Source organism: Colwellia echini, from assembly GCF_002843355.2.
Lineage (GTDB): Bacteria > Pseudomonadota > Gammaproteobacteria > Enterobacterales > Alteromonadaceae > Colwellia > Colwellia echini.
This window is the reverse complement of the sequence record NZ_PJAI02000010.1, coordinates 1-13366: the sequence shown is the minus strand read 5'-3', so window position 1 is coordinate 13366 and position 13366 is coordinate 1. Positions and strand designations below refer to the sequence as shown.

The 13366-nt window shown below is 35.8% G+C and carries 11 protein-coding genes and 1 pseudogene; 7 read left to right on the top strand and 5 right to left on the bottom strand.

The features are described from left to right. The first annotated feature begins 10 nt into the window (after window positions 1–10). From CWS31_RS10070 to CWS31_RS10045, 6 genes are all read left to right on the top strand, one after another. Window positions 11–3079: a bifunctional serine/threonine-protein kinase/formylglycine-generating enzyme family protein gene (locus tag CWS31_RS10070; protein ID WP_101344953.1), complete on the top strand. Its 3069-nt coding sequence runs from the start codon at window positions 11–13 to the stop codon at window positions 3077–3079. Window positions 3080–3172: 93 nt separating this feature from the next. Next, on the top strand, window positions 3173–3571 hold the full coding sequence (locus CWS31_RS10065; RefSeq protein ID WP_101344952.1) for a hypothetical protein: 399 nt from the start codon (window positions 3173–3175) through the stop codon (window positions 3569–3571). A gap of 117 nt (window positions 3572–3688) precedes the next feature. Further along, window positions 3689–4306: a MotA/TolQ/ExbB proton channel family protein gene (locus CWS31_RS10060; protein WP_101344951.1), complete on the top strand. Its 618-nt coding sequence runs from the start codon at window positions 3689–3691 to the stop codon at window positions 4304–4306. Beyond that, the gene (locus tag CWS31_RS10055; RefSeq protein ID WP_101344950.1) at window positions 4307–4864 is read left to right on the top strand and encodes an ExbD/TolR family protein; all 558 of its coding nucleotides are present in this window, start codon (window positions 4307–4309) and stop codon (window positions 4862–4864) included. Between the two features lie 5 nt (window positions 4865–4869). Next, window positions 4870–5376, top strand: a complete 507-nt coding sequence (locus tag CWS31_RS10050) for an ExbD/TolR family protein (protein ID WP_101344949.1) — start codon at window positions 4870–4872, stop codon at window positions 5374–5376. 5 nt (window positions 5377–5381) lie between these two features. Continuing rightward, window positions 5382–6380: an AgmX/PglI C-terminal domain-containing protein gene (locus tag CWS31_RS10045; protein ID WP_101344948.1), complete on the top strand. Its 999-nt coding sequence runs from the start codon at window positions 5382–5384 to the stop codon at window positions 6378–6380. 113 nt (window positions 6381–6493) lie between these two features. On the opposite strand, the gene CWS31_RS10040 is transcribed toward CWS31_RS10045, so the two are convergent. The 5 genes from CWS31_RS10040 to CWS31_RS10020 all read right to left on the bottom strand — a co-directional run bounded on the left by CWS31_RS10040 (window position 6494) and on the right by CWS31_RS10020 (window position 11988). Then, window positions 6494–6775, bottom strand: a complete 282-nt coding sequence (locus CWS31_RS10040; RefSeq protein WP_101344947.1) for a hypothetical protein — start codon at window positions 6773–6775, stop codon at window positions 6494–6496. Between the two features lie 550 nt (window positions 6776–7325). Beyond that, the gene (locus tag CWS31_RS10035) at window positions 7326–7880 is read right to left on the bottom strand and encodes a LemA family protein (RefSeq protein WP_101344945.1); all 555 of its coding nucleotides are present in this window, start codon (window positions 7878–7880) and stop codon (window positions 7326–7328) included. A gap of 3 nt (window positions 7881–7883) precedes the next feature. Next, on the bottom strand, window positions 7884–8639 hold the full coding sequence (locus CWS31_RS10030) for a hypothetical protein (RefSeq protein WP_101344944.1): 756 nt from the start codon (window positions 8637–8639) through the stop codon (window positions 7884–7886). 155 nt (window positions 8640–8794) lie between these two features. Further along, a complete protein-coding gene (locus CWS31_RS10025) occupies window positions 8795–9709 on the bottom strand; it encodes a hypothetical protein (protein WP_148747755.1) in 915 nt (304 codons plus the stop codon). Window positions 9710–9813: 104 nt separating this feature from the next. Beyond that, window positions 9814–11988: a hypothetical protein gene (locus tag CWS31_RS10020; protein WP_101344942.1), complete on the bottom strand. Its 2175-nt coding sequence runs from the start codon at window positions 11986–11988 to the stop codon at window positions 9814–9816. 1136 nt (window positions 11989–13124) lie between these two features. Here CWS31_RS10020 and CWS31_RS10015 point away from each other — a divergent pair. Further along, window positions 13125–13366: pseudogene (locus tag CWS31_RS10015) on the top strand (DUF5011 domain-containing protein); the annotation flags it as partial.

Here is a 13366-nt window from a genome sequence, read left to right as displayed (position 1 = left end):
ATAAGTAGCTATGTCGAATCAAGATAATAAAAACAATAATAATAATAAAAGTGAGCAGCATAATAGTTCTAACGAATATGTTGATAAAAGCCACTCGGATGATCTAATAGAATCTGCTCATATAAAAAGCAATAACACGGAAGATAACACGGAAGATAATACGGGAAAAACTGTATTTAGAAAGCCTATTTCTAAAAGTAAAGCACAAGAGATAGCCAAAGCGGTAGCATTAGCTAAAGAAAAAAGCGCGACTGATGCTGCTCAACTAAGCACAGATAAAACTGTATTCGCGCCTAGAGCACCTGTAAAACCGACGATTGAAACTGACAATAGTCAAAATGATGTTACGCGTTTTGCACCTAGCACAGCTCAAACTCAAGAAAAATTTGCTACTGAAAACAAAATTAATGACGTTAATTCAGACAAAACTGTTTTCGCACCTCGAGTAGCACCTCAACCGACTGTTAAAAATTTTGAAGAGGATGCCACGCGATTTTCGCCTAATGCTGTAACTAGTAACAATGGTTTACCAAGTGAAAGCGTGGATGATGTTAATTCAGACAAAACTATTTTTTCCCCGCGCATTAGAGCAAGTGAACCCACCACTCAAACTAATGGTGGTAGTGCTGTTGATTTAATTAATGGAAGCAGTGATTTTAAAGAAAACGCTCAAGCTTTTGATACTATATCAGGTAATAACTCAGACAATACCGCCCCCAATTTATCAGTTGATACCACAAGTAATGCTAACGGTAAGTTAAAGCTACTTAAAGGACGTTTTCAGCTAGAAGATATTCTAGGTATTGGTGGCATGGGAGTTGTGTATAAAGCTAAAGACTTACTTAAAGTTGAAGCGCAAGATAGAGATCCCTACATTGCCATTAAAGTATTAAGTGAAGAGTTTAGAACTCATCCTGAAGCCTTTATTTCATTACAGCGTGAAGCGAAAAAAGCTCAACATATTGCTAATCAAAATACTGTAAAAGTATACGATTTTGACCGTGATGGTGACGTGGTTTTTATGACCATGGAATACATGGTAGGACAACCACTTGATCAAATGGTAAAGCAATATCACGCCACCGGCTTACCTAGAAATGAAGCGTGGAATATTTTATATGGTATGTGTGAAGCGTTAATACACGCACATAAAGAAGATATTGTTCATTCTGATTTAAAGCCAGGAAACGTTTTTGTTACTGACAATGGCACCGCTAAAATATTTGATTTTGGTATTGCGCGCGCCGTACAAAAAATTGATCGTAGCCATAACGAAAAAGACCGCACGGTATTTGATGCGGGCAACCTTGGTGCGTTAACGCCTGCATATGCCAGTAGAGAAATGTTGTTAGGGCAAGTACCTGACGTACGAGACGATATTTATGCGTTAGGTTGTATCGCGTATGAAATTTTAACAGGTGATCATCCATTTACTCGGTTACCTGCCGATGAAGCTTACGATAAAAAATTAAAACCTAAACGAATTCAAGGTATTAAAAAACGTTATTGGAAAGCCATTGAAGCGGCATTAGCTTTTGAACGAAAAGATCGCATTGTTTCTGTCGCTGCGTTTTACAAGCAAATAACAGAGCATAAAACCTCCACGGGCGGTATGTGGTTTGGCATCGCATTAACCTTAGGTTTAGCTGGTTTTGCTTATCACGAAGTGACAAAAGTTGAATTACCTAAAGTATCTCAAGCTGAATTAATGAATAAAATGGAGTTTAAAATTCGTTATCAAGTGTTACAAGAAAACATTGAACGTTTTATTGCATCACCTAGTTTTTCAAGAGAGTGGCAGGCCTCACTACGTGAAGAAGTTCAGTCAATGGCCGATTTATTTCCTGAAAAACCAACGCCATGGTACTTCACTAAGCGTGAAGAGATTTATCAGTTGTATTCAGTGCAAATAGGTAAAGCGATTTCAGCGACAAGTTTCACTCGTGCGAATGAATTAATTAAGAATGCCATAGCTTATACCGATGACCAAACAGAGCTCGATCAATATAAACTTAACTTAGCAACCAAACTTGCTGAAAAAGCAGCCTCAGATAAAAAAGCAGCGGAAGCGAAGCGACTTGCTGAAATAGAGAAACAACGTAAAGCAGCAATTAATGCCGAAAAAGCTATTGCTAAAAAAGAGCAAGCAGTTGATAAAAAAACTACCACTAATTTATATAACTTAGCCATGGACAACGTAAAAGAGCAACTGCAATGTTCGCAACGCTTGAACATGCGAGACTTTAAAATTGCCATTGAAAAACTGCGTACTTTGGACTTTTCACGCTATCAAAAAGCAGAAAATGATATAACCAAAAGCCTAGCTTCCTGTATTGTTTCTATGGGGCAGATTAGCCCAGATTATGCAAAAGATGCTAAGCGATATGCTTTATTACTCTTTGCTGATAGCGCTGAATTAGCCGCCGTTGAAATTAAAGAGTTAGATGGCTGTCAAATGTCTATTGCGGGGTTAGGTGCTCGAGGCAATCGTGCTGTGTGTAAAGACACGCTTAAAGTCGGTGGTACAGGCCCAACAATGCTTGTTATTCCTGGTAATGATAAAATTCAGCCCTTTGCTATTGGTAAATATGAAGTATCTATTTATCAATACAATGTTTATTGTAATAAATCTCAAGCGTGTAGTGAAATAACCAGTGCAGACTCTCGTCTACCCGTTACTAATATTAGCTTAGCAAATATTACTGGCTATATAGATTGGTTGAATAAAGCCACAGGTAAAACCTATCGTTTACCTCATAAACGTGAATGGTTACATGCGGCTAAGTCTAACGATAATCAACTTGACTCTAATCGTAACTGTCAAATTAGTTCTCGTGGTATCCAAAAAGGTGATGAATTAATTAAAACCACTACAGGTAAACAAAATAGCTGGGGAGTGGTTAATTATGCGGGTAATGCACAAGAGCTTGTTTATGTTTCAGCTAAAAAAGTGGCAGCGGTAGGCGGCTCATACCAAACCGCGATGGATGTTTGTACCAGTGAAGAAACTATAAGTCACACCGGTGAAGCGGACAAGGTAACAGGCTTTCGCTTAGTTAGAGATTTAGTGGGCAATTAATACAAAGAAGAAACTTAGATTACTAAGTTGATAATTAACCCACTTATTAATCAATAAATTGAAAATGAACTAGTAAACTAGTCAGGTAAGATAATGAATATTACTGAATGCTCAAAGCAATTACGAAAGATCAGCAAAGCTCATGCTAATTATAGTATCTCGGTGGATACCTATCGTTATGAGCGTAAGCAGCTATTAGACAACCTTGATTTAAACATTAATGGCGTAACCCCTTTTAACGTTACATCGCATTTATCTGAAGCAACAGTAATGAATAATGGCGACAATAACAATACGGTACCTCATTTTGATAAAAACCAACATGAAAGTACTGGTGTTGAAGCAAATGAGGTGAATGGCAAGCATGTTGAGTTTCAACAAGTTGATGACGAAAATGAGTTAAATCAGAATGATGTTGATAAAACACAACCTTATTTTGCAGGAAAAATAGATAAATGCCTTAATTTTATTAAGGGAAGCAATAACCGTTAATGTATATATTTTGAACTTATAACGGATGTACAGTAACAAACAACGTAAACAGTAAATAAAACTTTAAACATATAACTTTTAACACATAACTTAAACATTTAATAAAAAGGTATTTTCATGGAAATCGTTAAATTATTTCAAGCGGGTGGCACTTTTATGTACCCGATTTTATTGGTTTTTGCACTAGGTTTAGTGATCGCTATTGAGCGATTTATTTATTTACTCAAAACGGAAAAAGCTACTAACGCATTATGGTCAGAGCTTGTGCCTATGCTAAAAGCGTTAGATTTTCAACGTGCTGTAAAGCTAACTTCAGAAGTAAAAACGCCTATAGCTCATGTGCTTAATTATGGATTTTCACGCCATATTGACAACAAAAGCCGTGAAGTAATTGAAGCGGCATTAGAAGAAGGCATTATGGATGAAATGCCGCAGTTAACGCAACGTACCCATTACTTAGCAACATTAGCTAATATAGCCACGCTACTTGGTTTATTAGGTACTATTATCGGTTTAATCCAAGCATTTACGGCTGTTGCACAGGCAGATCCAGCTGAGAAAGCAGATTTATTATCTGCAAGTATCGCGGTTGCAATGAACACTACAGCATTTGGTTTGATTGCCGCTATTCCGTTGTTATTAATTCATTCATTTTTAATTACTAAAACAGCACACTTAGTTGACAGTATTGAAAAATCTGCGCTTAAAGCCCTTAACTTAATGGTTAGAGATTAAATGAAAAAAAGAGGCTTAAAAGGTATACAACAAGCTGAAGAGCTGAATATCACCGCCTTTTTAAATTTAATGGTGATATTAGTCCCATTTCTGTTGATCACAGCCGTTTTTTCAAGACTAACTGTACTTGAGTTAAATTTACCTGCGCTTGATGCAAAAGGTGATACCTCTGAAAAGGTAAAGCTGCAATTAGAGTTGGTGGTACGCGAAAATAGCTTTGATATTCAAGATGCTAACATTGGATTGATAAAAAGTATTGAGCGCAGTCAAAAACCTAACCAGTGGAAACAATTTACTGAAGCCATGGTTGCTATTAAAACTCGCTTTCCTGATGAGACCAGTATTTCATTGCTACTTGAGCCTGATGTTGACTACAAAACCATGATCAAAGTGATGGATAAAGTGCGTAGTGGCGATGTCGTTTCAGGATTTGAAGTAGAAACCGTCGTGCTATTTCCTGATATTTCTATCGGTGACGCCCAACCGGTTACTGCCGAAGCTGTTGATGACACCATTGATACCAATAGTGAAACAAGTAATAAAAGTGCTAAAGAGTAAATATTATGAGCAAAGCTAAGTTATCCGGCCGTTCAAAACGTATGTCGAGTTTTGAAGGTCTTCATAAACACGGCGGGTTAAACCTCGTGTCATTGATGGATATTTTTACAATCCTAGTATTCTTTTTATTGGTTAGCTCTGGCTCACAGCAGTTACCTAGTAGTAAAGATATTACATTGCCGACATCTGTTGCCGACAAGGTTCCTCAAGAAACGCTCATTATCAGTATCACTGATTCAGCAGTGTTAGTACAAGGCAAGAAAGTTGTTGATATAGCATCAATACAAGACAGTGATGAAATTCTCATTGACGAATTGGTAACAGAATTAAATTTCAGAACCGAAAATCGCTTATACGCACAAGCCGAACCAACTGAAGGGCAGGCTATAACTATCATGGGTGATGAAAATATTCCTTATCAACTATTGCGTAAAATACTGGCCAGTTGTCGTCAAACTAATTACACCAAAATAGCTTTTGCCGCAGTACAAACAGCTAAAGGCAAAGGGTAATATTAATGACAATTGCTAGTTATCAACAGTTAGCGCTTGATTGGCATCCACAAAGTAAAAGTGATAAATCATTTGTTATTTTTGCCACAATTTTTGTATTACTGTTTGTTGGTTTAGGACTTTATATGGGCTCGATAGAGCTGCCTAAAGAAACTAAGCGAGCAAAAGTAGTTGTACCAGAGCGCGTAGCTAAATTTATATTAGAAAAGCCCAAACCTCAACCTAAGCCTAAGGTTATTCCAAAAGAACCGCCTAAACCTAAGGTTATTAAAAAAGAGCCAGAGCCAGAAAAAGACAAACCCAAAGTTAAAAAACAGCAGGTTAAAAAAGAGCAAGTATTGACTAAAAAACAAGAAAAAGCTCGTGAGGTGGCCAGCGAAAGCGGTTTGTTAGCGTTGAGCAATGAGTTATCTGATTTAATGGATACCTCAAGCATTGATGCTATGGTAGGCAATAAAGTTGCTAAAAACACAGGTAGTAATCAAGCTGGTAAAGCCCAACGTGATGCTTTGTTAGCTGCTAACGCAACAAAGGGCAGTGGTGGTGTTAGCTCTACTAAGGTACTTAATAGCGGTGGCAGTGGTGTTAAGTTAGACCAAGCCCAGGTAGCCGCGGCGCAACAACAATTATTAGCAGCTCGTGCCGATACTACTTTAGTTAAAGGTAAACCAGAAGCTAGTAAGGCTAAAGAGGAGGCTTTTGTACGTACGGGTAATTACCGACCAGAAGAAGATATTGCTTATGTTATGGATAAAAACAAAAGCAAGCTGCATGCTTTATATCGTAAAGCACGTAGAAGTAACCCAGGTTTAAAAGGGAAAATAGTATTAGAAATAACTATTTCTCCTGAAGGTAGCGTGCTTGCTGTAAATATTGCTTCGAGTGAGCTTGATGATAAAAGTCTTGAAGCACGTATTGTTTCTCGAGTTAAGCAATTTAACTTTGGTGCTGCAAACGTAAAAGCGGTTACTGTGACTTATCCGATAGAGTTTTTACCGTCTTAATTATATTTATGTATACATTTAAATACTTAATATAAAACGTTGTAAAAATAAATGGGTAGTACCAAGAGGTATTACCCATTTATATTATATTTTGATAAGTAACCGGTTGCCGATTATTGGTAAGTGTATGTGTAACCATTAACTTCAATGCTGCTAGGCCAGTTACCATTTTCAACAAAAAAGTTAATAGTTTGCTCTGCAGCTTCTTGATACCATTTAACTTGCTTTTTATTGTAATATTTTGAATCAGCCGAGTGTGGATCAGGACGTACTATTCTACTGAAGTTACCGCCACTCCCCCAAATATGTAAACCTCTATTTCTACTTTGACTAATCTCTTGATAGGTCCAATTAATATTTCTGGTATCTTTAATAGTACTTTTAATTCCCGGCATTGTATTTCTCCATAATATTTTAATGTATGTTTTTATACTTGGGTTGTTAATATATTGTGTTTTTATTGAAGATATAAATTAACAATAATATTACACTTGAAGTGCTAAATACTCAAAAAATATTACGGGTAATTGATGAATACTTTACTCATATATCTTCCTTGCGAGAATTTTTAAGTTTTGAGTGTTAGTAAGCTGTGGTTATCAATTTTGTTTATTAGCATAATCTAGTTGGTATTTTACAAAGAGCTTTAGGTTTAGCATGCAGTATACAAACATTAAAAAATAAATTAACACTATCATCGTTATTACTTTAATGGCTTCAACATCAAGCTGGTATAAAACAACACTAAAGAGGGTGCTTATTGGCCAAGTTAGGGATATTGGCAGCAAAACCACAGTATATAATTTAATGTAGTGTTGAAACGGCTTCATTAATAATGCCAAAATAAGCATAAAAAATAACATCCCAAAGCAACAGATAAAAATGAGTAACATCTCTGCGTCTTGAGAATTAATAAAACTTAAAAGGTAATGGGGTAACGTAAAATTAAATTCCATCGTAGTGCTTCTCTTGTTCACTGATAATCAATAAAGACTTCGCTTTATAACTCATTATTTTGGCTAAAAAGAGATCGGGGAATTGATGAATACCAATGTTGTATAAGTTAACACTTTCGTTAAAAAACTCTCGGCGATCACTAATAATATCTTCTATTTTTGATACTCTTTTTTGCAGCCCTAAAAAAGACTCGCTAGATCTAAGTTCAGGGTAGTTCTCTGCAACAGCAAGCACATTTCCTAGTAAAGACGTCATTTCGTTATGAGCCGCAACTTTATCATTTTGATTTTTAGCTGTTTGGCAACTTACCCTAAGTTGTGTGAGCTTTTCTAAAGTGCTTTTTTCGTATTCAATGTGTTTATTAAGAAGCTTGACTAGGTTTGGTATCTCTTCTGCACGCTGCATTAATACCACATCGATATTAGCGAACGCTTTATCAGTATTAAAGTTAAGCATGACTAATCGATTGTATGTGTCCATTAAGTATTTAAAGATAAAAATACCTAATATTATTAGTGTTACCAAAATTACGATATCAGTCATAAATCACCCAAATAAATTACTAAAACTATAAAAAACAACCCCATCTTCGATGGATACATCACTCTTAATTACCACAATTGCAACCAAACAGCATAACGCACCAAACACATACAGCGAATTTAGCAAAGGCTTGTAAGTGTTCCATTGAGAAACGGAAGAGGCAAGAGTCAAATTAAAAACATTATTGTGTTCATCTTTTTCCATGGTAAGTTTACCGTTTTTACTGCTCACGTTGCCGATTAATAACACCTCTTCATTCGGCATAAGTACACGCTGTGTGTAATGCATATTACCCGACTGATAAGAGCCTTTCTCTGGTAACCAAACAAAATCAAGACCATCAGTGTTAATTTCTATTTTTCCGGTGTCATCAGCTATAAAAAAAGGAGAAGTTTTACTTTCGTTATCGATAACTTCAAAGCTAGACTTTCCGTCGCTGTCTTTGGTTTCTCGCTTCACAGTATAAAGGTAGGCGATACACTTGCCATTACCTATTTTAGTTGGTATTAAGTCCGCACATTTTGTTTTACCTTGTATTTCAGCTAAACCAACAGCTAACGAGCGAATACTTGATGTAGGTAATACAGCCTGTAGTTTTAAAAAGTTACTTTTGGTAGAAGGCTTGAAAATATTAACTACTATAATGCCAACAATAAAAATAAAGAAAAAAGCAAAGGTATTCGCAAAAAATGCCAAGATTAGAATGATAGAACCTAGCAGTTTGAATAATTTTAGTAATTTTGGGTATTTAGTAAGCATAAAAGAACCTAGTGAGGTTATAAAAACACATAATCTATGCGGGGTGTCGACATGGTAAGTGCATCAATTGTACCTCATAAAAACAAAAGCCATTTGTTAATTACTGAATCAATTAGCAAATGGCTTGTTTTTAGTGGAAATAAATAGAGGTTAACTTATCTAGTTAAAATCCACTTTCCATCTTGCATGCGGAAGATCATGTCGAAACTATAGGAGCCTTCGATATCTTTGAAGTTTAGGGCAATTGCAGGGCCTTTACCTTTTCTAGCTAATCTATTTAATTTATTATTGTTCGATAAGTCAAAAAATATATCGTTTGGCTTAAGAGAAACCAATTCTGCGGTATCATCATTTGCGGCATCTTTTAGCGCAACTTTTATTTTATTTTCATACGTGCCAGGCGGGTAATAAAAAGCGGCATCGAGCTCTTTATTTCGCTCTTCAAACATAGAAATAATCTGATCAGTGGTATTATTTTTTATGGCTTCTTGTACTTTCATGTACTCAACTAATAAGTTATCTACATTCTGATAATATTCATTATCTTCCATCCCATTGTAATTAGGTAAATTATCACTAGAAAAAAATGCCCATAGAGGTAAAGATGAAGGTATATCTATCGTGCGGCTATATGTATATACATTTTTAACTTGTTTATACATGATATCTTCCACAGTTACGTCACCAGAGCTAGAAGCGGAGAACCCATTCAAAGAGTTATATTTACCTGATAGGCTACTGTTACTCGACTTTTCTTCTGTTGTTTGGGTGTTATCGAATACAATCGTACTTATAGGGTACTCTACATTTGGTTGACTACTTTCACTTACAATAAGCTCTAAATTTACATAAGCATGCTCGTTAATTGGATACTCATCACCAGACCAAGTTAATATTTTTAAAGTATTACTACCTGATCTCATATAATGATTTACAGGGATTCTTGTAGAAATTTTGCCTTCTGCATTATACTGTTTTAATACTCTAACTCCATTTAATTCTATAAAGTACATAGCCCCTAAACCTTCGATTTTTAAGTCGAAAACGGGTTGTTTTTGTAATATGGTCATTCTGTTATCCTCTGCAGCAGATAGGTAAAAAGCTATAAACACTATGTTTACGGTTAATATTAAAGTTATAATTTTTTTCATTGCGAACCTGTTTTAACCTATAATTAGAATTTGATTTGATCGATCATGACTGCTTCGCTAACGGTACTTATTTTAGGCCACTCTCTGTATTTGAAAATAGGTATTTTACTTTCTTTTCCTGCTCTAACTTTTGATTCACTTGAGCTTGCGGGAGTACCTGCATCGTCATCACCCCCTCTAGACCTTTCAACTGTTTCATCATCACTAGTGCTTTGAACAGTTTCACTCTTAGCTTCACTCACTCCAACTTCAGCATAATAACTGTAATAAAGAGTAGCGCCGGTAAATGCAATGCTTCCCGAAACGGCTGGTTTATCTTCTGCTGTAGTTGCGGTGAGGGTACTAATGATGCCTATGCCTTCAGCATTACTTCTAGCACCTTGTAGCGCGGCTTTTGCACCTACCGAAACGGTTATTTCTGTCAGGAATATTTTTGATTTAGCGCTAATTTCCGCTTCAAGCCCAATAGTGACACCTAAAGCAGCTTGACTGCTTACGGTGCCTTCGGTACTGAGCCATTTATCATCAACGCCTTTTTTCCATTTTAAATTTGCAATGATATCGCCCTTAACTGAAATTACAGCTTTAAGTACTACGGCATGATCTTCGCCTTTAGCCGCCATTTCTTTATACTTTAGAAAAATTGGACCTCCGGTAGATAATGCTAACCAATCAAAAATATCTACGCTTACTGTTGCTCCAAATAAAGGGTTAAGGTTAACAGCAACTTCACCACCAAAGCCAACATCATAGTTTTTAGTGGATTCTTCTAAATCAAGGCTACCGCCTAGAGAAATAGCTGAGTTAATATCAAACTTAACTAGTGAGCCGAAGTTTCCTTTAGCTTCTGAAAACTTACTTAATTGTGATAGCGTGTTTCCTAAAACGCCTTGTAAACCAGGGAAATAGTCTTCAGCTTTATTTTTAGTTTCAGTGTCGTAAGAAAGGGTGCGCTCACCAATGTTCCCGCCTATTTTCCCTTTGGTATACCAAGTGTTTTCAGAGGTTTTATCTGCATCTTGTTTATAACCAATGGCTATTTCACCTGCCCATTTAAATGAAGGGAAAGCTTGAATTATTGCTTTATGTGAATGTGCTGAATTACAACTTTGGCTTTCAACGGTATAGGTTTCGTATTGAAGGCCATCTAAGCTAGGAATAAGGTTTGTTTTGAGAAAGTTAATAAAAGAATTTGAGCTCTCATTTGTGCCTAGTTTTTTAGGTGCAACGCTAAAGCAATAGCTCGTTTTGTCGGTTATCACCTTACTCGTATTTGGACCTGAAACTTTAATGCCACCACAGGTATCAGAGCCTTGTCGGCATACACCATTAAACAATACACTAATGTAATCTGGCGTTTTAGGTGGAGCAATTACCTGTAAACCGTATTGAGAGCCATTATGATTTGGTTGCTTGTTAATAACATCTAATTCAAACTTTCTTTCGCCGTTGACTTTATGCTGACAATGAAGTCTTAAATTATAAAAATCACATTCTTCCTCTTTTTCCTTCTTTTCAGCGCTTTCTTCTTTTGCTGGGGGAGCTGAATTTGCAGGAGATGTTGCTTGTGTAACCACTTCTTCAATAAACTGGCCATCGCCACTTGGTTTTAGGGCTTGTGCTTGTTCTTTTACGACTATGTCGCCATTGATTAAAGCGTTTTTCAGTGCGTCAATGCTATTACTGCTGTTTGCTGGAATGTTGAGAGATTTAGTTAATACTTCGGCAGATTCTGCTGTAATAGCAAGTTCTTGTAGTATTTTTTCGGCACTTTTTGTATCGGTAACGGGTTTTACTTCAGCAGCGATATCAATTAATAAAGCGCTGGCCGGTTGTAACTCAAAACTTTTACCTTGAGCGTCTTTAAAGCTTCTAATTTGACGTGACTCGTTAAGGGCATTTGGTGATGCGCAACTATAAGCTTTAATACTGCCTTGCAGTAATGTTTGCGCGATATAGTCTTCAATTTTTGCCCATGGGTTAGCATTACGCCAATTGCTGTAGCTGTAAAAACTATTGCTTTGAGCAAGACTCTCTAAAAAGAACAGAGGTAATTGTAAGTTGTGAATAAATTGTAAAGCAGAGTTGTGGTTGGTAAAAGCTTCAGCTTTTGATGCAGTAAACTGATTACTTTTACAAGAAAGGCGTAACGTATAGTGTTGGCCAGTTCTACTTTTAAATCCTTGTGAAGTTAACATTTTATTGCGCCACAGTCCGTTGAATACAATGATATTATTGCAAGGGATTATAACTAGGCTTTAATGGTAAATGCACGTTGTTTTTTGATTTTTTAAGTGTTGTTAGTTAATTGAACGGATAAAAACTAAAGGGTGAACGGTTGTTTTATTCAAACATTGTTAAACAAAAAGTATTGAACAACATCATTTTATTAGATGATTTATTATGGTTTTAGGTTTTTTGTTACAATTATATAACAAGGTAAGTGGTGTTTATATACAAAGAAAAGCAAGTGTAAGGCATAGTTATACAATGTTATACGACTAAGTAATACGACCAAATAGACCCCGTAATTTTTTAAATGGCTGCAGTATACAGCTGGGGAAGTTTATGCTATTTTTTAGCGCGCTAGAAATTATCAATTTATATGCTTGTTAAAATATAAATATAATTATAACGCGAGTAAAAAATGGATTTAATAACTTATTTTTCTCATACGAAAAGTCGATATTTAGTTGATATATTAACAACTAATGAGTAATTATTTTATAAAAATATAAATAATTTATTCGATGATAAGTTTAACAAGGAATGTATAAATTTAACCGTTGTCGATCAAATTATTGGTCGTGGCTCACGCTTCAATTTTAACTCACCTAATAAATCCTCATTTAAATTATGCTTAACCGTTAGCAGCTATTAACACGTATATAATTTATTAACGGTGTCTGCTACTTAATCTGTATTTAATGACAAGTAGCGTTACAAACGAGTACATTTTTTTACTACACAATAATGAGCAAGTTTAGTTATTATGGTGTCAATTAAGTTTAAAATATGTTAATTTCGCGCACGAAAAGGACTTTGTCTAAGTCACTGTAATCGATGCGAGATTAAGATACTAAGTTAATTGCTTAACGGTAAGCTTACATCTTGTTTACGGGCATGTTTGCTGAAAAGCTTACTAAAATGTTGATTAGCCTGCTTACGGGCATGTTAATCGATAAACGTATCATTACATTTGACTGTTTTAATTACAGCTTAGAGCTTGATAACCTCTGAGGTTTTTAAGACAAAGTCTAAAAACGCTTTACTAATTTATTTTTATTAAACAAATTACCTAATTTGTTTTACTTACAATACACAGGGAAGGTTTATGAAGTTATCCTCTTTACCATCATCAAAAATACAATCACCTGCTTCAAAGTTACTAACACCATTATTATTATCATCAGTACTCGTATTAAGTGCTTGTGGTGGTAGTGATTCTGCAGAGCCTACACCAACCCCAACCCCAACCCCAACCCCAGATACAACAGCTCCGGTTATTACTCTAAATGGCGATAGCACTATTACACACGGCGTTGGCTCTGAGTATATCGATGCAGGTGCTAGCGC

Coding starts and splice junctions, on each gene's coding strand:
- CWS31_RS10070 (WP_101344953.1), top strand. CDS start 11: ATGTCGAATCAAGATAATAAAAACAATAATAATAATAAAAGTGAGCAG.
- CWS31_RS10065 (WP_101344952.1), top strand. CDS start 3,173: ATGAATATTACTGAATGCTCAAAGCAATTACGAAAGATCAGCAAAGCT.
- CWS31_RS10060 (WP_101344951.1), top strand. CDS start 3,689: ATGGAAATCGTTAAATTATTTCAAGCGGGTGGCACTTTTATGTACCCG.
- CWS31_RS10055 (WP_101344950.1), top strand. CDS start 4,307: ATGAAAAAAAGAGGCTTAAAAGGTATACAACAAGCTGAAGAGCTGAAT.
- CWS31_RS10050 (WP_101344949.1), top strand. CDS start 4,870: ATGAGCAAAGCTAAGTTATCCGGCCGTTCAAAACGTATGTCGAGTTTT.
- CWS31_RS10045 (WP_101344948.1), top strand. CDS start 5,382: ATGACAATTGCTAGTTATCAACAGTTAGCGCTTGATTGGCATCCACAA.
- CWS31_RS10040 (WP_101344947.1), bottom strand. CDS start 6,775: ATGCCGGGAATTAAAAGTACTATTAAAGATACCAGAAATATTAATTGG.
- CWS31_RS10035 (WP_101344945.1), bottom strand. CDS start 7,880: ATGACTGATATCGTAATTTTGGTAACACTAATAATATTAGGTATTTTT.
- CWS31_RS10030 (WP_101344944.1), bottom strand. CDS start 8,639: ATGCTTACTAAATACCCAAAATTACTAAAATTATTCAAACTGCTAGGT.
- CWS31_RS10025 (WP_148747755.1), bottom strand. CDS start 9,709: ATGACCATATTACAAAAACAACCCGTTTTCGACTTAAAAATCGAAGGT.
- CWS31_RS10020 (WP_101344942.1), bottom strand. CDS start 11,988: ATGTTAACTTCACAAGGATTTAAAAGTAGAACTGGCCAACACTATACG.